We start from the raw sequence: 20,828 nt of genomic DNA, 5'->3' as shown, positions 1-20,828 counted from the left end.
CTCGGGGGAGCGGTGGCACGGCCCTCGTGGCTTTGTACGGGGCTTCCGGCGCCCCGAGTCGAAAAGTCGGGCGAATCGCATCAGACTGGGTCAGAGCGTGATGTTCCGGCTACTGATGGGGAGGAGGTGCGGACATGCGCGGGTCGCAGCACCACCCGTTCGCCGCAGTCGCCTCGGCCGCCGCACTCCTCGCGGGCCTCACCGCTCTCGGCGTCGCCGCCGAGGTCCGTGCGGCACCCGCTCCCCGGGAGGACGTCCCCGCCACCGCCCCGGCGGCCGCGGAACCCGAGAACTTCGGCGCCTCCTGCCGCACCCTCGTCCAGGGCTCGACCGTCACCGCCCACTGCCAGAACCCCTATCCGCGCACCGACCGCGTCCGGCTCCACGTGGAGTGCGACCGCTGGTGGGACGTGGACTCCGACAGCGCCCCCGTCGAGGTCGGCCCCGCCGACTACGCCCAGGTGACCGGCCGCTGCTGGAAGGAGGTCCGCTCGGCCTGGATCACCCACGAGCCGGCCGCTCAGGGCTCCTGAGGCGCGGCCGGCGCCGGGCTCCTGAGGCACAGGAACGGATAGCTCGCCGCCTCCGCCGCCGCCCGCTCGGCGTCGCCCTCGCGGATCGCCTCCACCAGACGCGCGTGGTCCATGTGGTTCTCCGGCCGCAGCTCCCGGCCCACGTCGCCGCGCAGCCAGTCACGCAGCACGTGTCCCAGGTCCGCGTAGAGCTCGGTCAGCACCTCGTTGTGCGAGGCCACCACGACGGCGTGGTGGAACGCCGCGTCCACCGTCACGAACTCCTCGGCGTCGCCGGTGGCCCACACCGCCTCGCGGCGCAGCAGCAGTGCGTCGATCTGCTTCAGGTCCCGGTCGGTGCGGCGCCGCGCGGCGAGCCGGGCGGCCGAGGACTCCAGGGTGGAGCGCAGCTCGGCCACGTCCCGGGGGTCGGAGCCGGCGAACCTGCGGTGCATCACCCCGGCGAGCTCGCTGGTCGCCACCACATAGGTGCCCGAGCCCTGGCGGATGTCGAGCAGTCCGTTGTGGGCGAGGGCCCGCACCGCCTCGCGGACGGTGTTGCGCGCCACCCCGAGCTGCTCCACCAGCTCGGGCTCGGTCGGGATCCGGGTGCCGACCGGCCACTCGCCCGAGGTGATCTGGTTCCGCAGCTGGGAGATCACCTGGTCGGAGAGCCCGCTGCGCCGGGGATGGCCGAGGGCCATGCTGCACCTACCCATTCGTTCGAGATTGGACAACCAATCATCCCATGATTCTATGATGGGCCCATGCGTGACGAGCCCCAGACCCTCACCCCGACCGCCGGGAAGCAGCCGCGCGCCACGGGCGCCGCCGATTCTCCCGCAGCCTCCGGCCCCGCCCGCTGGGTGACCCGGCTGGTCGCCGTCGGGCTCGTCCTCGCCGCCCTCAACCTCCGCCCGGCCATCACCAGCCTGGGCGCGCTGCTCGAGGAGGTCAGCGCGGGCCTCCACATGAGCGGCACCGTGGCCGGCGTCCTCACCTCCGTACCGCCGCTGTGCTTCGCCGTCTTCGGCATCGCCGCCCCGCGCCTCGCCCGCCGCTTCGGCCCCGTGGCCGTGGTGTGCGCCGGCATGGCCGCGATCCTCACGGGCCTGGTGCTGCGCTCCTTCGCCGGCGGCACCCCGGCCTTCCTCGCCGCGAGCGCCCTCGCCCTCATGGGCATCGCGCTCAGCAACGTCCTCATGCCGGTCCTCGTCAAGACGTACTTCCCGGACCGCATCGGCAGCATGACCGGCCTCTACTCCATGGCCCTCGCCCTGGGCACCTCCCTGGCCGCCGCCGCGACCGTGCCGGTGACCGATCTGCTCGGCGGCGACTGGCGCCTCGGCCTGGGCGTCTGGGCGGTCCTCGCGGCGTTCGCCGTCCTGCCCTGGCTCCCGCTGCTGCGCTCCCGCGCCACCGGAGCGGCGCCGGCCGGCGGCAGCCCTGCGCAGGGCGGCGGCGACAAGGTCTCGGCGCAGGGTGGCGGCGCCGTCCCGGCGCAGCGCGGCGACGGGGCACGCGGTGCCGCCGAGCCCGCGCCCCGCATCACCCGCAGCCGCACCGCCTGGGCCCTCGCCTGCTTCTTCGGCCTCCAGGCCACCGGCGCGTACATCACCATGGGCTGGATGCCGCAGATCTTCCGCGACGCCGGCGTCCCCGCCTCCACGGCGGGCGTGCTCCTCGCGGTCACCATGGTCATGGGCGTGCCGCTCGCGTTCGTCATCCCCGGCCTCGCGACCCGGATGCGTAACCAGGGCCCCATCGTCGTCGCCCTCGGCCTGTGCGGCCTCGGCGGCTACACCGGCCTCTACTTCGCCCCGGCCGGCGGCGCCTGGCTCTGGGCCCTGCTCCTCGGCGTCTCCAACTGCGCCTTCCCGCTGGCCCTCACCATGATCGGCATGCGCTCGCGCACCGGCGCGGGCGTCGTGCGGCTCTCCGCCTTCGCCCAGAGCGTCGGCTACCTCATCTCCATCCCCGGCCCGCTCCTCGTCGGCGTCCTCTACCAGCACAGCGGCGGCTGGGGCCTGCCCGTCGCGCTCATGGGCGGCCTGATGATCCCGCAGATGATCGTCGGCTCCCTCGCGGGCAGGGACCGGACCGTCGAGGACGAATGCTGAGATGCGAGACTGATCCCATGCCCGTACTCGAACCGAACCCCCCGAACGGCCAGAAGAAGCTCCTCATGGTCTTCGGCGCGATGATCGGCATCACCGTCGTCATCGCCGTCATCGCGTCCATCGCCTCCCCCTGACCTCCAGTTCCCTCCCGGGGGTAGGGCTGTCCCCCCATCCCCTAGGGGGTGAGTGTCAGGGTCAAGTGGGTGGATCACCTGATGGGCCGGAGCCGTTCCGCTCCGTACGTTGGTGTCACCGCGGAAAACGCGGCGATCCCATCCCACGGAGGCGGCCATGACGGCGCGAACCCACACCGGTGCACAGGTCCGGCGGACCGGCGTCGACACCCGGCTGCCCTGGTGGGCACTCGCTCTTCCCGTGGCCGCGTTCGTCGCCCTCTTCCTGCTCATCACCGGGTCGGGAGACGCCCAGGCGGCGGGCGGTGACCCGGGCATCGGCGGCATCCTGCAGCACCTCCAGCAGACGCTCTCTCCCTGAGTCAACCCGGGCCGTTTCATGCGAAGCTGTCCAGCATGAGCGTCGACACACCCCGCAGGATCGTGCTGCTCCGACACGCCAAGGCGGACTGGCCCCAGACCTCCGACCACGAGCGCCCGCTCGCCGAGCGTGGCCGCACCGACGCCCCCGTCGCGGGCCGCAGACTCGCCGACACCGGCATCGGTTTCGACCTCGCCCTCTGCTCGACCGCCGTGCGGACCCGGGAGACCTGGAAGCTCGCCGTCCAGGAGCTGCCCGAGCGCCCGAAGACGGTGTACGAGGAGCGGATCTACGAGGCCTCGCCCGGCGAGCTGATCGCCGTGATCAACGAGACCCCGGACAGCGTCAACGACCTGCTGCTCATCGGTCACAACCCCGGGATGCACGGCCTCGCGGAGATCCTCGCCGGCGAGGCCGAGGGCGACGCCCAGGCCCGTATGAACCGCTCCGGCTTCCCGACCTCCGCCTTCGCCGTCCTCGCCTTCGACGGCACCTGGAAGTCCGTCGAGCCCGGCGTGGCCGCCCTGGTCGACTTCTGGACGCCGCACGACTGAGCAACCCTCTCGCCCGTACGCGAAGGGGCCCGGCCGTCCTCCGACGACCGGGCCCCTCTCCGTACCGGGGGTACCGGGCCAGGGCCAGCCCGGCGGATCAGGGCCGGACAAGGCCCTGGTGCAGCAGACAGGCCCTGGTCCAGCCGGACGGGCCCTAGTGCAGCAGCTCGCCCGTCCCGCCGTCGGCCGCCTCGACCTCCTCGCGGGTGATGCCCAGGAGGTACAGCACGGTGTCCAGGAACGGCACGTTGACGGCGGTGTCCGCGGCCCGGCGCACCACCGGCTTCGCGTTGAAGGCCACGCCGAGCCCGGCCGCGTTCAGCATGTCCAGGTCGTTCGCACCGTCACCGATCGCGACCGTCTGTGCCAGCGGCACACCGGCCTCCTCGGCGAACCGGCGCAGCAGCCGCGCCTTGCCCGCCCGGTCCACGATCATCCCGGTCACCCGGCCGGTCAGCTTGCCGTCCACGATCTCCAGGGTGTTCGCCTGGGCGAAGTCGAGGCCCAGCTTCTCCTTGAGGTCGTCAGTGACCTGGGTGAAGCCGCCGGAGACGACGCCCACCTGGTAGCCGAGCCGCTTGAGGGTGCGGATCAGGGTCCGGGCCCCGGGCGTCAGCCGTACCTCGTCGCGGACCTTGTCCACCACGGACGCGTCGAGACCGGCGAGCAGCTCCACACGGGCGTGCAGCGACTGCTCGAAGTCCAGCTCGCCGCGCATCGCCGCCGCCGTCACCTCGGCGACCTTGTCCTCGCAGCCGGCGTGCGCCGCGAACAGCTCGATGACCTCGTCCTGGATCAGCGTCGAGTCGACGTCCATGACCACGAGCCGCTGGGCCCGGCGGTGCAGCCCGGCGGAGACCACGGCCACGTCGACGCCGACCGAGTGGGCCTCGGTGGCGAGCGCGGTGCGCAGCGGCTCCGTCTCACAGCCGGAGACGGCGAACTCGACCGCCGTCACCGGGTACTTGGCGAGCCGGAAGATGCGGTCGATGTTGCCGCCGGCCTCCGCGATCCTGGCCGCTATGGCCGCCGTCTGCTCGGCGGTCAGCGGGTGGCCGAGCACCGTGACGTGCGAGCGGCCCTCGCCGCGCGGCCGGTTGTCACCGGTGCCGGAGATGATCTCGGCCTGCAGCTTCATGGACTCGGCCCAGCTGTGCACGGTCGCCCGCAGCTCGCCCTGGCTTGCGACGGTCGGCTCGGTGACGAGCGCGCACAGGACGAGCCGGCCGCGGGACACGACCTGTTCGATGTCCACGACGTCGACGGAGTAAGCGGCGAGGGTGTCGAAGAGTCCTGCCGTGATCCCGGGACGGTCCTTCCCGAAGATCTTGACGAGGAGAGTCGGAACGTCCGAGGCGGGCACGCCCGTGGTGGGAACGTCTGGGGTCTGCGATGCGCTCATGGTGCTTCCACCGTATCGGGCACCGGGTGCCACTCCACCCCCCGTCCCGCCTGCCGGACACCCGCCTGGCCGCAGACCGGCCACAGGCGCGCCTCCAGGACACGGGCGAGCGCCGCGGTCGGCGCTTCCGGCGGACGGGCGGTGCGCCCCGGGCAGCGCCGACGGCCGTGCCGGCTGCCGTGTCCGGAGTCCGGCGGCGGTCGGGCGTACGTGATCTGTCCGGCATGCGCAAGCTCTTCACGCGGCCCGACTTTCGAATACGGGCCGGGGCCTGAAATAGTTCCCCAGGATGTTCACCATCCCTGGGCTCCCGACGACGGGGGTGCATCGGGGGACAAGTAGTGGGGCATGGAGTGCCAGAACTCGTACTGGAATTGAATGGAAGGACCTGGACCCTCGATCCGTCCAGGTCGTACACCCTTGGCCGTGATCCCCAGGGCGACCTGGTGATCGACGACGCCAGGGTCTCGTGGCGACACGCCACCATCAGCTGGGGCGGCCGGAGTTGGGTCATCGAGGACCACGGCTCCACCAACGGCACGTTCGTCCAGGGCCAGCGGATCCACCAGGTGGAGATCGGGCCCGGCTCGGCCGTCAACCTCGGCAACGCCACCGACGGCCCGCGGCTGAACCTCGCCGCCGCCGGCGCGCCGGCCCAGCAGCAGGTGCCGCACCAGCAGGCGGCGCCGCACGCCGCGCAGCAGCCCGCCCACCACGGGCTGCATCAGGAGATGACCCACCAGGCCCCGCCGCAGCACCAGGCGCCGCCGCAGCACGCCCCGCAGCAGGGCTGGCAGCAGCAGCCGCACCAGGCGCCGCCGCAGGTCCCGCACCAGCAGGCCGTGCCGCAGGCGGGCCCGCAGGGCGCGTCGCCGATGCACGGCGACCGCAGCCCCACGACCTTCCACGAGCTCAACCTCGGCCGGGTGATGCGCATCGGTCGTGCGCTGGAGAACGAGCTGGTCGTCTCCGACCTCCAGGTCTCGCGCCTGCACGCCGAGTTCCACGCGACGCCCGACGGGCGCTTCCAGATCCGCGACCTCGGCTCGCACAACGGCACGTACGTCAACGGTCAGCCGATCGCCAAGGGCAGCACGGTCCTCATCGGCCCCAACGACATCGTGGGCGTCGGTCACTCGACCTTCCGGATCGTCGGCAACCAGCTCGAGGAGTTCGTCGACACCGGCGAGGTCTCCTTCTCGGCCCGCCACCTCACGGTGACGGTCGAAGGCGGCAAGCAGATCCTCAAGGACGTCACCTTCGGCGTCCCCGAGAAGTCGCTCATCGGCGTCATCGGCCCCTCCGGCTCCGGCAAGTCGACCCTCCTCAAGGCGCTCACCGGCTACCGGCCCGCCGACCAGGGCGACGTCCTCTACGACAACCGCAGCCTCTACAAGCAGTTCGCCGAGCTGCGCCAGCGCATCGGTCTGGTCCCGCAGGACGACATCCTGCACAAGGAGCTGACCGTCCAGAAGGCGCTGCGCTACGCGGCCAAGCTCCGCTTCCCCGGCGACACCGCCGAGGCCGAGCGCGAGGCCCGGATCGACGAGGTGCTGCGCGAGCTCAAGCTCGACATCCACAAGGAGAAGAAGGTCACCTCCCTCTCCGGTGGCCAGCGCAAGCGCGTCTCCGTCGCGCTGGAGCTCCTCACCAAGCCCTCGCTGATCTTCCTGGACGAGCCGACCTCCGGCCTCGACCCGGGCATGGACCGCGATGTCATGCAGCTGCTGCGCGGCCTCGCCGACGACGGCCGCACGGTCCTCGTCGTCACCCACTCGGTGGCCGAGCTCGGCCTGTGCGACAAGCTGCTCGTGATGGCGCCCGGCGGCTCGGTGGCGTACTTCGGCCCGCCGGAGGAGGCGCTGAACTTCTTCGGCTACTCCACCTGGGCCGACGTCTTCTCGGCCTTCGAGAACTACCGCGACTACGACTGGGCGGGCCGCTGGAAGGGCTCGCAGCACTACCAGATGTACGCGGCGGAGATCGACGCCGTCGCCGCGCAGCCGGTCCAGCTGCCGCACCAGGCGCAGCAGGCGCTCGCCCGCCCGCCCAAGCCGCAGGGCTGGGGCTCCCAGCTGTGGACGCTGATCCGCCGCTACGTGTCGGTGATCGCCTCCGACAAGGGCTTCCTGGCCCTCATGGTGATCCTCCCGGCCGTGCTCGGCGCGGTGTCCGTGGTCATCCCGGCCGACTTCGGCCTCGGCAAGCCCAAGCCGCCGTCCCGCTTCAACGGCGACGCCGGCACCATCATGCTGATCCTCGCGGTCGGCATGTGCTTCTCGGGCGCCGCCAACTCCGTACGAGAACTGATCAAGGAACGGGTCATCTACGAGCGGGAGCGCGCCACCGGCCTGTCCCGCTCCGCGTACCTGATGTCCAAGGTCATCGTGCTCGGCCTGATCACCGCCTTCCAGGGCGTGATCATCTGCGGCATCGGCTTCTCCACCCGCGAGCTGCCGGAGGAGGGCCTGTTCATGCCGCCGGCCGTCGAGCTCTGCGTCCAGGTCATCGCGCTCGGCCTGACCTCGATGATGGTCGGCCTGGTCATCTCCTCGCTGGTGAAGACCGCCGAGAAGACCATGCCGCTGCTCGTCATGTTCGCGATCATCCAGGTCGTGTTCACCGGCATCCTCTTCCAGGTCTACGGCTCGCCCGGCCTGGAGCAGTTCGCCTGGCTGATGCCCTCGCGCTGGGGCATCGCCGGCGCCGGCACCACGCTCGACCTGGCGCACCTGATGCCGCCGTGGGACCACAAGGACCCCCTGAACACCGACCCGCTGTGGGAGCACACGGTCGGCCAGTGGAGCCTGGACCTCGGCATCCAGCTGCTCATGGCCACCGTCTGCTGCTTCCTCGTCGCGCGGCTGCTGCGCCGCCACGAGCCCGAGGTCATGCGCAAGTAAGGCCTCCCGGCCCACGCCCGAAGGGCGGCACCCGCACGGGTGCCGCCCTTCGGCATGTCTGCGCCGGACCGGTCGTGGCCGGATCAGTACGCGCTGTTGACGTTGTCGATGGTGCCGTAGCGGTCGGCCGCGTAGTTGCAGGCGGCGACGATGTTGGCGACCGGGTCGTACTGGTCGAACTTGGTGCCGGGGATGTGGTACGCCTTGAAGGTCGGGTAGATGACCTGCAGCAGACCCTTGGACGGCACGCCGTTGATGGCGTTGATGTCCCAGTTGTTGATGGCCCGCGGGTTGCCGCTGGACTCGCGCATCACGTTCTTGTAGATGCCGTTGTACGTGCCCGGGATGTTGTGCTTGTCCATGATGAACAGCGCCTCGCGGATCCAGCCGTCGAGGTTGTTCGCGAAGACCGGCTTGCGGGCGGCGGCGCGGCTGGCGGCGGCCTTCTCGGCGGCGCGCTTCTTCGCCTCGGCCTCGGCCTTCTTCTTCGCGGCGGCGGCCTTGGCGGCGGCGGCCTTCGCGGCGGCCTGCTTCTTCGCGGCCTCGGCGGCGGCCTTGGCCTTGGCGTCGGCCTCCTGCTTCGCCTTGAGGGCGAAGGCCGAGGTCTGCTGGTCCAGGCTGGCGGCGAGCGCCTTCGCCTGCGGGCTGTTCGCGTCGTACGCCCACGCGACCTGCTGGGTGTGGGCCAGGGCCTGGGGCTCCACCTCGGTGGAACCGCCGTTGCCCTGGACGAGGGAGAGGCCGAGCGCCGCGGCGCTCAGAGCGGCGACGCCGGCGATCGCGGCCTTGTGGGTCTTCTTCAGACCACGACTGTGGCCAGGGGTGTTCGCAGACATGCAGGACTACCTCTTCGAATCGCTGGGGGTCGCTCGGGCCGGGGCGGCGCTGCGCCTGCTCGGCGGCGACGGACGCAATTCTTAGCGGCAGCAAAATCTCGTGGCAAAGGTGTGACGTACGATCCCGGGTAGTGGATCAGGGCCCCCACGCGCGGGCCGCCGGACCGGTCCAGGACCAGTTCCGGCGGCGCTCATCTCGCCTTTAGGTATCCACTAGGGCGAGTCGTAAGTGATGTGGGTCCTATGCGCGGGCTCACATCGGTCATGTAACAACCTCACCGCGAGTTGCATCAGCAATGCACACGGTGAGGGCCCTCCTCCGGGAGGAGGAGATGGACGTCCCCGAACTCGTGCCACAGGTAGCGCGCGCCCACCGCGGCGGCGTACGCCCGCCGCAGCGCGGGCCGCCCCGCCACCGCCTCCAGCATCAGCAGATGCGAGGCCTCCGGCTCGTGCAGCCCGGTCAGCAGCCCGTCCACGACCCGCACCCCGCGCTCGGGCGTCACGACGAGATCCGTCCACCCCGCCGCACCGCGCACCACGCCCTCCGCCACGGCCGACTCCAGCGCCCGGACCGCCGTGGTGCCCACCGCGACGATCCGGCCCCCGCCGGCCCTGGCCGCGTTCACCAGCCACGCCGTCGACGCGGGCACCTCGAAGCGCTCCGGGTACGGCGGCTCGTGCGCCTCCGCCGACGCCACCCCCGTATGAAGGACGACCGGAGCGAACTGCACCCCCCGGCTCACCAGCTCCGCCACCAGCCGCGCCGTGAACGGCCGGCCCGCACTCGGCATCTCCGCCGAACCCCGCCCGTCGGGCGACGGCAGCGCGAACACCGTCTGGTACGCGGCCAGGGACTGGTCCCGCTCCGTGTACCCGTACCGGATCGGCCGCCCGTACCCCGACAGCAGCGCCGGCACGTCCGCGTCCGGCCGCGCCCACCACAGCCGCGCCGCCCCCGCCACGAGCGGCTCGTCGAGCACGAGCCGGGAGCCGCCCGGCAGCCGCACCACCGCCCCCGCGGGCCCGCCCGCCCGCGGCCGGGTCGTCCCCGCCCCGTCCGGCTCCCGCAGCTCCACCGCCCACCGGCCGTCGTCACCCTCCGTCGAGAAGTGCACGACCACCGGCACACCTCCCGGCTCGGGCCCCAGCCGCCCGTCCACCGCCGCCGCCAGCGTCGCCGACGTGTTCACCACCAGCACGTCCCCCGCCCGCAGCAGCCCCGGCAGCTCCCGGAACGCCCGGTGCGTCACCTCGGTGCCCCGCGACACGAGCAGTCGTACGTCGTCCCGGCCCCGCCCCGGACCCCGCTGCTCGGCCGGCACCCGGGCCGACAGCTCCGCGGGCACCCGCGTCATCAGCGTCATCGCACCTCCAGGAAGGCAGGCGCCGCGTACCGGCCGCTAGCGGGCCGCTCGTCGAGCAGCCGCAGGAAGACCGGAACGACCTCGTCCGGCGTGGGCGTGCCCGACAGGTCCTCGTCGGGCTCCGCCGCGGCCAGCATGTCCGTCCGCATCGAGCCCGGGTCCACCCACCAGACCCGCAGCCCCGGCTCCTCCACCGCCAGGACCGCCGACAACTGGTCGAGCGCCGCCTTCGTCGCCCCGTACGCGCCCCACGTGCGGTACGGCTCCGCCGCGGCGTCCGAGCTCAGGTTGACCACCGCCCCGGCCGGCGCCTCGCGCAGCGACAGCAGCGCTTCCTGCAGCAGCCCCAGCGGCGCCACCACGTTCACCTCCAGGGCCGCGCGGAAGCCGTCCAGGGAGTGGCTGCCCAGCGGCACCAGCGGCGCGGCACCCAGGACCGCCGCGTTGTTCACCAGAAGATCGAGACCACCGAGCTGCCGCGCCGCCGCCACCAGCTCCGCCCGGTGCCCGGGATCCGTCACGTCCCCAGGCACGGCCAGCACCCGCGCGCCGAGCGCGCGCACCGCCTCCGCGCTCTCCTCCAGCGCTGCGGCGCCGCGGGCGTCGAGCACCAGATCCCAGCCCCGCGCGGCGAGCCCCGCCGCCAGGGCGCGCCCCAGACCCCTCGAAGCCCCCGTGACGATCGCGACAGGCATGTCCGTCCCCTTTGCTTGCGGCTTCCGCACGGTGTCCGGCTTCGGCACGGTCCGGCTTCGGCACGGCTTCCGGGCGCCGCGATCCGGCGCCCGATGCCCTCCAGCCTCGTGACCCGCCCCGCCCCGCCGCCTCGTCCCGGGGCCCCGACCCGCCAGGGAACTTGGACCTAGGCCCCCGGTCCCGGTCCTCCGCCGTCCACAGGCGGATACGGACCGTCACATCCCACCGGTACGGTGAAACACATGAGCCATCGACCGAGCTCCGGCCTCGCCGCCGTGAGCAGCGCCCTGCTGGCGATGAACCGCCAGATGGAGGTCCGCGACGTCCTCAAGACGATCGTGGCCTCCGCGCGCGAGCTCCTCGACGCCGAGTACGCGGCGCTCGGCGTCCCCGACGACCACGGGGGCTTCGCCCAGTTCGTCGTCGACGGCGTCACCGACGAGCAGTGGCGCGCCATCGGCCCGCTGCCCCGCCAGCACGGCATCCTGGCCGCCATGCTGCACAAGGCCGAGCCCGAGCGGCTCGCCGACGTCCGCAAGGACCCGCGCTTCGAGGGCTGGCCCGCCGCCCACCCCGAGATGTCCGACTTCCTCGGCCTGCCCGTCCGCGACGGCGACGAGATCCTCGCCGCCCTCTTCCTCGCCAACAAGCGCTGCCCCAAGGAGAGCGGCAGCTGCGGCTTCACGGCACAGGACGAGGAGCTGCTCACCCTCCTCGCCCAGCACGCCGCCATCGCGCTCACCAACGCCCGGCTGTACGAGCGGAGCCGCGAGCTCACCATCGCCGAGGAGCGCTCCCGGCTCGCCCACGAGCTGCACGACGCCGTCAGCCAGAAGCTGTTCTCCCTGCGGCTCACCGCCCAGGCCGCCGCCGCCCTCGTGGACCGCGACCCCGACCGCGCCAAGGGCGAGCTCCAGCAGGTCGCCGCGCTCGCCGCCGAGGCCGCCGACGAGCTGCGCGCCGCCGTCGTCGAGCTGCGGCCCGCCGCCCTCGACGAGGACGGCCTCGTCCACACCCTGCGCACCCAGATCCAGGTCCTCGACCGCGCGCACAGCGCCCGCGTCACCTTCGAGGGCGCCGGCGTCCGCGCCCTGCCCGCCGCCCAGGAGGAAGCGCTGCTCCGGGTCGCCCAGGAGGCCCTGCACAACGCCCTGCGGCACTCCGGCGCCGGGCTCGTCACCGTCGCCCTCACCCGCAGCGGCCAGGGCGCCCGGCTCACCGTCACCGACGACGGCACGGGCTTCGACCCGGCGACCGTCCGCAGCGCCGGCCGCCACCTCGGCCTCGTGTCCATGCGCGACCGGGCCGGCGGCGTGGGCGGCAGCCTCACCGTGACATCGGCCCCGGGGCGGGGCACCACGATCGAGATGGAGGTCCCCGGTGGCTGAGAAGATCCGCGTGCTGCTCGTGGACGACCACCAGGTCGTCCGCCGCGGTCTGCGCACCTTCCTGGAGGTGCAGGAGGACATAGAGGTCGTGGGGGAGGCCTCCGACGGCGCCGAGGGCGTCGCCCACGCGGAGGAGCTGCGGCCGGACGTCGTCCTCATGGACGTGAAGATGCCGGGCACCGACGGCATCGAGGCGCTGCGCCGGCTGCGCGAGCTGGCCAACCCGGCCCGCGTCCTCGTCGTCACGAGCTTCACCGAGCAGCGCACGGTCGTGCCCGCGCTCCGCGCCGGCGCGCGGGGCTACGTCCACAAGGACATCGACCCGGACGCGCTGGCGGCCGCCATCCGCTCCGTCCACGCCGGGCACGTCCTGCTCCAGGCCGAGGTCGCCGAGGCCCTCCTCAGTCAGGACGAGCACGGGCAGGGAGGCGGCGGGACGGGCCGCGGCTCCACGCTGACCGAGCGGGAGCGGGAGGTCCTCGGCCTGATCGCGGACGGCCGGTCCAACCGGGAGATCGCCCGCGCGCTCGTCCTCTCCGAGAAGACGGTCAAGACGCACGTCTCCAACATCCTCATGAAGCTGGACCTCGCCGACCGGACCCAGGCCGCGCTCTGGGCCGTACGGCACGGCCTGACCCCGTAGGCACGGCCGTTCCCTTTTTCATACCGTCGTGTGTATGTCCCCCGTTCGGCGCAACCCGGCGGGGGCGGCGGCGTTCTTCAAGGCGTGCTGCGGCGGACCGGCCGCAGCGATGACCAGGAGGATCCCGAAGTGAACAACCTCAAGAAGGCCGCCGCCCTGACCATGGTCGCCGGAGGCATCGTCGCCGCCGGTGCGGGTGTCGCCTCCGCCCACGGCGGTGCGCACGCCCACGGGCAGGCCCTCAACTCGCCGGGCGTCGCCTCCGGCAACCTGGTGCAGGCCCCGGTCCACGTCCCCGTGAACGTCTCCGGCAACACGGTCAACGTGGTCGGCCTGCTCAACCCGGCCTTCGGCAACGGCGCCGTCAACCACTGACGCCCGCAACACTCCCGGCCCCCGGACGATCCCCCGGGGGCCGGGCCTTTTGCGATCCCTGCCCCTCGACTTTTGCGCCCCTGCCCCTCGACGCGCGGCTCGCACCGCTCGGCGCCACGGCGCCTCCCGGGCTTCGCCCCGCCGCGGCGGCCGGCCCGGGCCCGGAAGCTAGAAGCCCCGCTCCCGCTCCCGTTCCTCCACGTACGCGTTGTAAGCGGCGACCTGCGCCCGCCGCGCCACCCGCTCCACCGGCCGCAGGGCCGCACCCCGCGCCGACATCTCCGCCGCGCTCACCGCGCCGCCGTGGCCGTCGTACGCGAGGTCGACGAGGAGGCCGACGCGCTGGGCCAGCTCCAGGACGCGGACCGCTCGGGGCGGATAGCCGGGGGCCAGGATCTCGCGGCCCGCCTCCGCGCGGGCCCGGTAGGCGTCGCGGGCCGCGTCCGCCGCGGGGCCGGATGCGGCGACGTCGAGCCGGGTCAGCACCGTCGTCGCCTCGCGCAGCGCCTCCGCCAGCTCCCGCTCCGCCTCACCCAGCGACGGCACGTCCGCCGGCGGCGCCTCCCGCACCGGGAGGCAGTGCCAGACCACCTCCACGTGCAGATCGCCCGCCGGCCCCACCTCCGAGACCTCCGGCACCAGACCGTACGGCGCGCCGAAACCGACCACCGCCTCCTCCGCCTCGACCGCCCGCGCGTTGAACTCCGGCGGACCGCTCAGTCCCAGCGGATGCCCCGGCGCCGGCAGCGCCACCCGCCACCCGGTCACCCCGAGCCGCCGCAGCCGCCCCAGCGCCAGCGTCAGCCCCACCGGCCCCGCCTCGCCCGGCAGTCCCTCGACGCGGTGTACCGCGTCCTGTCCGACAATGGCCTGCGCCGCATCGTCCGGCGACACCGCCCCGGCCAGCAGGGCATTGCCCCAGGCGGCGAGACGTCCTGAGCGTGGTTCCGAAAGCATGCCCCCCAGCGTAGGGACAAAAGGAAGGCCCTAGGGACCGGCCCGGCCCACCGGTGGCGTAGGTTTTCCCTGGACGCCGCGCCCACAGGCGAAGGCGACGACACGACTCGACCGCAAGGGGAGACAACGCGCTCATGAGCGATGTACTGGAGCTGGTGGACGTATCCGTGGTCCGCGACGGACGCGCTCTGGTGGACGAGGTCTCCTGGTCGGTCAAGGAGGGCGAGCGCTGGGTCATCCTCGGCCCCAACGGGGCGGGCAAGACCACCCTCCTCAACATCGCCTCCAGCTACCTCTTCCCGACCAAGGGCACCGCGACCGTCCTCGGCGAGCGCCTCGGCGGCGTCGGCACCGACGTCTTCGACCTCCGCCCCCGCATCGGCATGGCCGGCATCGCCATGGCGGAGAAGCTGCCCAAGCGCCAGACCGTCCTCCAGACCGTCCTCACCGCCGCGTACGGCATGACCGCCACCTGGCACGAGGACTACGACCCGGTCGACGAGGAGCGCGCCAAGGCCTTCCTCGACCGCCTCGGCATGAGCGACTACCTGGACCGCAGGTTCGGCACCCTCTCCGAGGGCGAGCGCAAGCGCACCCTCATCGCCCGCGCGATGATGACCGACCCCGAGCTGCTGCTCCTCGACGAGCCCGCCGCCGGGCTCGACCTCGGCGGCCGCGAGGACCTGGTCCGCCGCCTCGGCCGGCTCGCCCGCGACCAGTTCGCGCCTTCCATGATCATGGTGACCCACCACGTCGAGGAGATCGCGCCCGGCTTCACCCACGTCCTGATGATCCGTCAGGGCAAGGTCCTCGCCGCCGGTCCCATGGAGACCGAGCTGACCTCCCGTAACCTCTCCCGCTGCTTCGGCCTGCCGCTCATCGTCGAGCACGTCGGCGACCGCTACACCGCCCAGGGTCTTCCGCTCAAGTAGCCGACCGGCCAACCCGGCGCAACTACCGCACAGAGTCGCGCCCTGTCACCGGAGACCCCACCGCCCTACCATGACCATGTGGACATCGACGCATGGATCTGGTGGCTGATCGGCGCGGTGGGGCTCGGCATTCCCCTGGTCCTCACCGCGATGCCCGAGTTCGGCATGCTGTCCGTCGGCGCCGTCGCCGGAGCGGTGACCGCGGCCCTCGGCTTCGGTGTCGTCGCCCAGGTGGTCGTCTTCGCCGTCGTCTCCGTCGCCCTCATCGCCGTGATGCGCCCCATCGCCGCCCGGCACCGCGACGGCCGACCGGGACTCGCCACCGGCGTCGACGCCCTGAAAGGCCGTCAAGCCGTCGTCCTGGAACGGGTGGACGGCAACGGAGGCCGCATCAAGCTGGCCGGCGAGGTCTGGTCCGCCCGCACCCTCGACTCCGGACTCAGCTTCGAACCCGGAGAACAGGTCGACGTCGTCGACATCGACGGAGCGACCGCCGTCGTGATGTGACCGAACCTCGCCCATGACCCCGCGCGGTCTGGGAAACTCGATCATCGAGATCATCATCTGGTCTATCAACCGGCAGCGAAGGGCACAGGGAACGCGATGTCAGCAGTCATCATCGTCCTGATCATTCTGGTGGTGCTTGTCTTCATCGCCCTGATCAAGACGATCCAGGTCATCCCGCAGGCGAGCGCCGCCATCGTCGAGCGCTTCGGCCGCTACACCCGCACGCTCAACGCCGGACTGAACATCGTCGTCCCGTTCATCGACCGCATCCGCAACCGGATCGACCTGCGCGAACAGGTCGTCCCCTTCCCGCCGCAGCCGGTCATCACCCAGGACAACCTGGTCGTCAACATCGACACCGTCATCTACTACCAGGTGACGGACGCCCGCGCCGCGACCTACGAGGTCGCCAGCTACATCCAGGCCATCGAGCAGCTCACCGTCACCACCCTCCGCAACATCATCGGCGGCATGGACCTGGAGCGGACCCTCACCTCCCGCGAGGAGATCAACGCCGCCCTCCGCGGAGTCCTCGACGAGGCCACCGGCAAGTGGGGCATCCGCGTCAACCGCGTCGAGCTCAAGGCGATCGAACCGCCCACCTCCATCCAGGACTCGATGGAGAAGCAGATGCGCGCCGACCGCGACAAGCGCGCCGCCATCCTCACCGCCGAGGGCATCCGCCAGTCGCAGATCCTCACCGCCGAGGGCGAGAAGCAGTCCGCCATCCTGCGCGCCGAGGGCGAGGCCAAGGCCGCCGCCCTCAAGGCCGAGGGCGAGGCCCAGGCCGTCCGCACGGTCTTCGAGGCCATCCACGCCGGCGACCCCGACCAGAAGCTGCTCTCCTACCAGTACCTCCAGATGCTCCCGAAGATCGCCGAAGGCGACGCCAACAAGCTCTGGATCGTGCCCAGCGAGATCGGCGACGCCCTCAAGGGCCTCTCCGGCGCCTTCGGCAACGTCGCACCCGGCGTCCCCGGCTTCAACACCAAGGGCGCCCCCTCCGCCGACATCCCCGCCCGCCGCGAAGAACCCACCGTTGACTGACACGTACACGTAACCTCGTGCATGATCGGTGCGAGCCCCTCGACCCCGGCGACCCCGGAGCGGGGAGGCGACTCACCGAACCCGTTAGGAGATGGCTTTGTCCATCTGGGAAATGCTCGCGGTCTTCGCGGCCGGCACCGCCGCAGGCACCATCAACACCATCGTCGGATCGGGAACGCTCATCACGTTCCCGGTCCTCCTCGCCACCGGCCTCCCACCCATCACCGCGAACGTCTCCAACGCCCTCGGCCTCGTCCCCGGATCCATCAGCGGAGCCATCGGCTACCGCAGCGAACTCAAGGGCCAGAAAACCCGCGTCCTCCGCCTCGGCGGCGCCGCCCTCCTCGGCGGACTCGTCGGCGCGATCCTGCTCCTCGCCCTGCCCTCCGAGGCCTTCGACGCGATCGTCCCCGTCCTCATCGGCATCGCCCTGGTCCTCGTCCTCTTCCAGCCCCGCATCGCCGCCGCCGTCCAGCGCCGCCGCGAGGCCAGCGGCACCGAGGCCCACCCCGACGGAGGTGCCGCCCTCCTCGTCGGACTCTTCCTCGCCAGCATCTACGGCGGCTACTTCGGCGCCGCCCAAGGCGTCCTCTACATCTCGCTGATGGGCCTGCTGCTCCACGACAGCCTCCAGCGCATCAACGCCGTCAAGAACATCCTCGGCGCCGTCGTCAACGGAGTCGCCGCCGTCTTCTTCCTCTTCGTCGCCGACTTCGACTGGACCGCCGTCCTCCTCATCGCCGTCGGCTCCACCATCGGCGGCCAGATCGGCGCCAAGGTCGGCAGGCGCCTCCCGCCCACCGTCCTGCGCGGAGTGATCATCGCCGTCGGCATCGTCGCCATCCTCCAACTCACCCTGAACTGACGACGACCGCATGACGAAGGGCCCGCCCCCTGACAGGGGACGGGCCCTCACGCCGCACGCGAAGATCTCATGCGCGGTCCACGCGGTCTACGCGGCCTGCCCGGCCAGCCAGTCCGGCAGCTCCGACCGCTCGGCCGCCTTCAACGCCAGCAGCATCGCGTCCTGCGGCGTCGGCACGAACGGCTGGTGCAGCAGCGGCATCCCCGCCTGCTCCGGCGTCCGGTCCGCCTTGCGGTGGTTGTCCTCCGCACACGAGGCGACCGTGTTCAGCCAGTGGTCCCCGCCCCCCTGCGCCCGCGGCACCACGTGGTCCACGGTCGTGGCGCGCTTCCCGCAGTACGCGCACCGGTGCTGGTCCCGCACCAGCACACCCCGCCTCGACCACGGGGCCTGTCTTCGGAACGGCACCCGTACGTACCTGCACAGCCTGATCACCCTCGGCACCGGCATGTCCACGGCCGCGGCCCGCACACGAAGACCGGGGTGTTCCTGCTCCACGACGGCCTTGTCCTGCAGGACAAGCACCACCGCACGGTTGAGTGTGACCGTCGAAAGCGGCTCGAAGCTCGCGTTCAGTACCAGCGTGTCCCGCATGTTGCCCACCTCCCGTGTGCCGGCCCACCCCCGTGGCGGGCTTGGATCAACTCTGGCCGGGCGCGCCGGGTAGGACAACGCAATATCCGCGTAAAGAAAGATGCCCGCTTCTGATCTCTCCAAGACCAGAAGCGGGCAAACAACAAGCGAACGATCAGCCTTACGCGGGGTTCTCGTACTCCGCCACCAGCTGCGCACGCCCCAGGGTGTGGAAGCGCAGGTTGAAGCCGACCGCGGCGGGCGAGGTGTCCGCGTCAGGACCCAGCTTCTCCTGATCCACGGCGTACACCGTGAACACGTACCGGTGCGGCCCGTCGCCCTTCGGCGGAGCGGCCCCGCCGAAGTCCTTCGAGCCGTAGTCGTTCCGCGCGTGCACGGCACCCGCCGGCAGTCCCTCGAACGAGCCCGAACCCGCACCGGCGGGCAGCTCGGTCACCGACGCCGGGATGTCGAACAGCACCCAGTGCCAGAACCCGCTGCCGGTCGGCGCGTCCGGGTCGAAGCACGTCACGGCGAAGCTCTTCGTCCCCGCCGGGAAGCCCTCCCAGCGCAGCTGCGGCGACGTGTTCCCCGCCGCGTACACCTGCGCGTCCTTCAGCACCCCGCCCTCGACGACGTCGTCGCTCACCACCGTGAACGACGCCACCGGCGGGTGGAAGTCATGGGGAAGCGGTGCCCTCTTGCCCTCGGCCACGTCTGAACCTCCGTATCGCTGACCGGCCTTACCGGGCCGAGCCTAGAGCCAGTTGCGACGGCCGCCGACCTCGGCGAGCCACTGGTTCAGATACGCCGCCCAGTCGGTCGTGTGGAAGTCGTGCAGCCCCACCGTGAACGCCCGGTACGAGTCGCTGCCCTCGACGAACAGACCCGGCTTCTTGTCCATCTCCAGGACGACGTCCATCTCCCGGTCGTCCGCGACGAAGCTGACCTCGACCTGGTTCAGACCCCGGTACTGAGGCGGCGCGAAGAACTCGATCTCCTGGTAGAAGGGCAGCTTCTGCCGCGTGCCCCGGATGTGACCGCGCTCCATGTCCGCGTTCTTGAACCGGAAGCCCAGCTGGATGAAGGCGTCCAGGATCGCCTGCTGCGCCGGCAGCGGGTGCACGTTGATCGGGTCCAGGTCGCCCGAGTCCACCGCACGGGCGATCTCCAGCTCCGTGGTCACGCCGATGTGCATCCCGCGCAGCTGCTGGCCCGCGATCGCGGTGACCGGCGTCTCCCACGGGATCTCCAGACCGAACGGCACCACGTGCACCGCCCCCGCCTGCACCTCGAAGGCCCCGCCGAGTCGCACCTTCAGGAACTCGATGTCCTGCTTGTACTCCTGGTCGTTGCCCTCGACCTCGACCCGGGCCTGCAGCCCGACGGACAGACCCTCGATCTGCTGGGCGACCGAACCGCCCTGGATCCGCACCTCACCCTGGACGACACCGCCCGGAACCACGTTCTCCTCGGTGAGCACGGTCTCCACCGACGCTCCGCCCGCACCAAGGCTCGCGAGCAGCTTCTTGAACCCCATCGACGACTCCTTACAGTCCTGCGCTGTCCTGACCCCTACATACGCGTGACGACCGTAGCCGGTTCCTGACCGTCCCCGACGGACCCCCAGTACGCTCGGACGCCATGAGCGAGAGCCCCGACCGTACGCCGCTCCCGCGGAGCTTCTTCGACCGGCCCGTCCTGGAGGTGGCCCCCGACCTGCTCGGCCGCACCCTCGTACGGAACTCCCCGGAGGGCCGCATGGAGCTGCGCCTCACCGAGGTGGAGGCGTACGCCGGCGCTTTCGACCCGGGCTCCCACGCCTTCCGCGGCCGCACCCCCAGGAACGCCGTCATGTTCGGACCGCCCGGACACGCGTACGTCTACTTCACCTACGGCATGTGGCACTGCCTGAACCTGGTGTGCGGCCCAGAGGGCGAGGCGAGCGGAGTACTCCTGCGCGCGGGGGAGATCCTCACGGGAGCCGAGCAGGCCAGAAAGCGCCGGCTCTCCGCCCGCTACGACTCCGAGCTCGCCAAGGGCCCGGCCCGTCTGGCCACCGCCCTGGACGTGGCCCGCACGATGAACGGCACCGACGCCTGCGCCGGCCCCGACGCCCCTCTTGCCGTGCTCACGGGCACCCCGCCCGCACCCGAACAGATCCGCACCGGCCCCCGTACGGGAGTGGGCGGCGAAGGCGCCCCGCACCCCTGGCGCTTCTGGATCGACGGCGACCACACGGTGAGCCCGTACCGCGCTCACGTGCCACGCAAGCGGTCGTCTTGACTCGGCCTCCTGAGGTGCGTAATGTAGCCCGAGCCGCTTGAGACGGGCAGTGCTCACTGAAGCCTCCCGGGAGCGGTCATCCAACTACTCAGAACGATCTCCCAACGGGGCCTGTTTCGGCATGCCGAAATCTGTTCCAAATGGCTCGATTATGAGCCGCCAGGGAAATCCGCTAAAGTAGTGGACACGCCGGAAGGGCCCGAAAGCGAAAGCGAAAGGGACCGGAAAGCACCGAGGAAATCGGATCGGAAAGATCTGATAGAGTCGGAAACGCGAGAACGAAGGAAGCGCCCGGAGGAAAGCCCGCGAGGGTGAGTACAAAGGAAGCGTCCGCACCTTGAGAACTCAACAGCGTGCCAAAAATCAACGC

24 protein-coding genes are annotated in these 20,828 nt (G+C 71.6%); 14 read left to right on the top strand and 10 right to left on the bottom strand.

Going from position 1 to position 20,828, the window contains the following annotated elements; genetic code table 11:
- The first annotated feature begins 134 nt into the window (after positions 1 to 134).
- On the top strand, positions 135 to 533 hold the full coding sequence (locus tag ACFWJO_RS28610; protein WP_386869683.1) for a hypothetical protein: 399 nt from the start codon (positions 135 to 137) through the stop codon (positions 531 to 533).
- Here ACFWJO_RS28610 and ACFWJO_RS28605 read toward each other — a convergent pair.
- Positions 521 to 1,216, bottom strand: coding sequence for a FadR/GntR family transcriptional regulator (locus ACFWJO_RS28605; RefSeq protein WP_386869764.1), 696 nt, complete (start codon positions 1,214 to 1,216; stop codon positions 521 to 523). The two genes, ACFWJO_RS28610 and ACFWJO_RS28605, sit on opposite strands and share 13 nt — an antisense overlap.
- 63 nt (positions 1,217 to 1,279) lie before the next feature.
- On the opposite strand from ACFWJO_RS28605, the gene ACFWJO_RS28600 reads away from it, so the two are divergent.
- From ACFWJO_RS28600 to ACFWJO_RS28585, 4 genes are all read left to right on the top strand, one after another.
- On the top strand, positions 1,280 to 2,632 hold the full coding sequence (locus ACFWJO_RS28600) for a CynX/NimT family MFS transporter (protein WP_386869681.1): 1,353 nt from the start codon (positions 1,280 to 1,282) through the stop codon (positions 2,630 to 2,632).
- Between the two features lie 17 nt (positions 2,633 to 2,649).
- A complete protein-coding gene (locus tag ACFWJO_RS28595) occupies positions 2,650 to 2,766 on the top strand; it encodes an SGM_5486 family transporter-associated protein (RefSeq protein WP_384413285.1) in 117 nt (38 codons plus the stop codon).
- Between the two features lie 157 nt (positions 2,767 to 2,923).
- Positions 2,924 to 3,127: a hypothetical protein gene (locus ACFWJO_RS28590; RefSeq protein ID WP_386869679.1), complete on the top strand. Its 204-nt coding sequence runs from the start codon at positions 2,924 to 2,926 to the stop codon at positions 3,125 to 3,127.
- A 35-nt stretch (positions 3,128 to 3,162) separates the two neighbouring features.
- Complete coding sequence (locus ACFWJO_RS28585) at positions 3,163 to 3,681, top strand: SixA phosphatase family protein (protein WP_386869677.1); 519 nt, start codon at positions 3,163 to 3,165, stop codon at positions 3,679 to 3,681.
- Between the two features lie 154 nt (positions 3,682 to 3,835).
- Here the strand turns inward: ACFWJO_RS28585 and serB are convergent, their stop codons facing one another.
- Positions 3,836 to 5,083 carry a phosphoserine phosphatase SerB gene (gene serB / locus ACFWJO_RS28580; protein WP_384413294.1) on the bottom strand — a complete coding sequence of 416 codons (1,248 nt, stop codon included), beginning with the start codon at positions 5,081 to 5,083 and terminating at the stop codon, positions 3,836 to 3,838.
- Between the two features lie 341 nt (positions 5,084 to 5,424).
- On the opposite strand from serB, the gene ACFWJO_RS28575 reads away from it, so the two are divergent.
- Positions 5,425 to 7,986 carry an FHA domain-containing protein gene (locus ACFWJO_RS28575; protein WP_386869675.1) on the top strand — a complete coding sequence of 854 codons (2,562 nt, stop codon included), beginning with the start codon at positions 5,425 to 5,427 and terminating at the stop codon, positions 7,984 to 7,986.
- Positions 7,987 to 8,069: 83 nt separating this feature from the next.
- Here ACFWJO_RS28575 and ACFWJO_RS28570 read toward each other — a convergent pair whose 3' ends face one another.
- The 3 genes from ACFWJO_RS28570 to ACFWJO_RS28560 form a co-directional block, all read right to left on the bottom strand.
- Positions 8,070 to 8,822: a transglycosylase SLT domain-containing protein gene (locus tag ACFWJO_RS28570; protein WP_386869673.1), complete on the bottom strand. Its 753-nt coding sequence runs from the start codon at positions 8,820 to 8,822 to the stop codon at positions 8,070 to 8,072.
- 290 nt (positions 8,823 to 9,112) lie between these two features.
- Positions 9,113 to 10,189: an S-adenosylmethionine:tRNA ribosyltransferase-isomerase gene (locus ACFWJO_RS28565; RefSeq protein WP_386869671.1), complete on the bottom strand. Its 1,077-nt coding sequence runs from the start codon at positions 10,187 to 10,189 to the stop codon at positions 9,113 to 9,115.
- Positions 10,186 to 10,884 (bottom strand): SDR family NAD(P)-dependent oxidoreductase, encoded by a 699-nt coding sequence (locus ACFWJO_RS28560; protein ID WP_386869669.1) that lies wholly within the window; start codon positions 10,882 to 10,884, stop codon positions 10,186 to 10,188. Before ACFWJO_RS28560 ends, ACFWJO_RS28565 begins: the two co-directional genes overlap by 4 nt.
- A 243-nt stretch (positions 10,885 to 11,127) precedes the next feature.
- On the opposite strand from ACFWJO_RS28560, the gene ACFWJO_RS28555 reads away from it, so the two are divergent.
- The 3 genes from ACFWJO_RS28555 (at position 11,128) to ACFWJO_RS28545 (ending at position 13,291) form a co-directional block, all read left to right on the top strand.
- Complete coding sequence (locus ACFWJO_RS28555; RefSeq protein ID WP_386869668.1) at positions 11,128 to 12,273, top strand: GAF domain-containing sensor histidine kinase; 1,146 nt, start codon at positions 11,128 to 11,130, stop codon at positions 12,271 to 12,273.
- Complete coding sequence (locus ACFWJO_RS28550; protein WP_384413312.1) at positions 12,266 to 12,916, top strand: response regulator; 651 nt, start codon at positions 12,266 to 12,268, stop codon at positions 12,914 to 12,916. The genes ACFWJO_RS28555 and ACFWJO_RS28550 overlap by 8 nt, the downstream gene beginning before the upstream one ends.
- A 129-nt stretch (positions 12,917 to 13,045) precedes the next feature.
- A complete protein-coding gene (locus ACFWJO_RS28545) occupies positions 13,046 to 13,291 on the top strand; it encodes a chaplin (RefSeq protein WP_386869665.1) in 246 nt (81 codons plus the stop codon).
- Between the two features lie 168 nt (positions 13,292 to 13,459).
- Here the strand turns inward: ACFWJO_RS28545 and ACFWJO_RS28540 are convergent, their stop codons facing one another.
- On the bottom strand, positions 13,460 to 14,248 hold the full coding sequence (locus ACFWJO_RS28540) for a hypothetical protein (RefSeq protein WP_386869664.1): 789 nt from the start codon (positions 14,246 to 14,248) through the stop codon (positions 13,460 to 13,462).
- A 134-nt stretch (positions 14,249 to 14,382) separates the two neighbouring features.
- Between ACFWJO_RS28540 and ACFWJO_RS28535 the strand changes: the two genes are divergently transcribed.
- From ACFWJO_RS28535 to ACFWJO_RS28520, 4 genes are all read left to right on the top strand, one after another.
- Positions 14,383 to 15,180: an ABC transporter ATP-binding protein gene (locus tag ACFWJO_RS28535; protein ID WP_384413320.1), complete on the top strand. Its 798-nt coding sequence runs from the start codon at positions 14,383 to 14,385 to the stop codon at positions 15,178 to 15,180.
- A 78-nt stretch (positions 15,181 to 15,258) separates the two neighbouring features.
- Positions 15,259 to 15,687 (top strand): NfeD family protein, encoded by a 429-nt coding sequence (locus ACFWJO_RS28530; protein ID WP_384413323.1) that lies wholly within the window; start codon positions 15,259 to 15,261, stop codon positions 15,685 to 15,687.
- A gap of 96 nt (positions 15,688 to 15,783) precedes the next feature.
- Positions 15,784 to 16,734, top strand: a complete 951-nt coding sequence (locus ACFWJO_RS28525) for an SPFH domain-containing protein (RefSeq protein WP_384413326.1) — start codon at positions 15,784 to 15,786, stop codon at positions 16,732 to 16,734.
- Between the two features lie 91 nt (positions 16,735 to 16,825).
- A complete protein-coding gene (locus tag ACFWJO_RS28520) occupies positions 16,826 to 17,599 on the top strand; it encodes a sulfite exporter TauE/SafE family protein (protein WP_386869661.1) in 774 nt (257 codons plus the stop codon).
- Positions 17,600 to 17,686: 87 nt separating this feature from the next.
- On the opposite strand, the gene ACFWJO_RS28515 is transcribed toward ACFWJO_RS28520, so the two are convergent.
- The 3 genes from ACFWJO_RS28515 to ACFWJO_RS28505 form a co-directional block, all read right to left on the bottom strand.
- Positions 17,687 to 18,193, bottom strand: a complete 507-nt coding sequence (locus ACFWJO_RS28515) for an HNH endonuclease (RefSeq protein ID WP_128976739.1) — start codon at positions 18,191 to 18,193, stop codon at positions 17,687 to 17,689.
- A 160-nt stretch (positions 18,194 to 18,353) separates the two neighbouring features.
- Positions 18,354 to 18,887 (bottom strand): YbhB/YbcL family Raf kinase inhibitor-like protein, encoded by a 534-nt coding sequence (locus tag ACFWJO_RS28510; RefSeq protein ID WP_386869659.1) that lies wholly within the window; start codon positions 18,885 to 18,887, stop codon positions 18,354 to 18,356.
- Between the two features lie 42 nt (positions 18,888 to 18,929).
- A complete protein-coding gene (locus ACFWJO_RS28505; RefSeq protein WP_386869657.1) occupies positions 18,930 to 19,712 on the bottom strand; it encodes a sporulation protein in 783 nt (260 codons plus the stop codon).
- Between the two features lie 104 nt (positions 19,713 to 19,816).
- On the opposite strand from ACFWJO_RS28505, the gene ACFWJO_RS28500 reads away from it, so the two are divergent.
- The gene (locus ACFWJO_RS28500; protein ID WP_384413341.1) at positions 19,817 to 20,458 is read left to right on the top strand and encodes a DNA-3-methyladenine glycosylase; all 642 of its coding nucleotides are present in this window, start codon (positions 19,817 to 19,819) and stop codon (positions 20,456 to 20,458) included.
- A gap of 172 nt (positions 20,459 to 20,630) precedes the next feature.
- Here ACFWJO_RS28500 and ACFWJO_RS28495 read toward each other — a convergent pair.
- Positions 20,631 to 20,828 (bottom strand): hypothetical protein (locus ACFWJO_RS28495; protein WP_386869655.1); only part of this gene is annotated, 198 nt, incomplete at its 5' end.

This window comes from Streptomyces sp. NPDC127092, from assembly GCF_042722475.1.
GTDB lineage: Bacteria > Actinomycetota > Actinomycetes > Streptomycetales > Streptomycetaceae > Streptomyces.
Note: the sequence above shows the minus strand (reverse complement) of the source record. Positions and strands in the feature narration are given on the sequence as shown.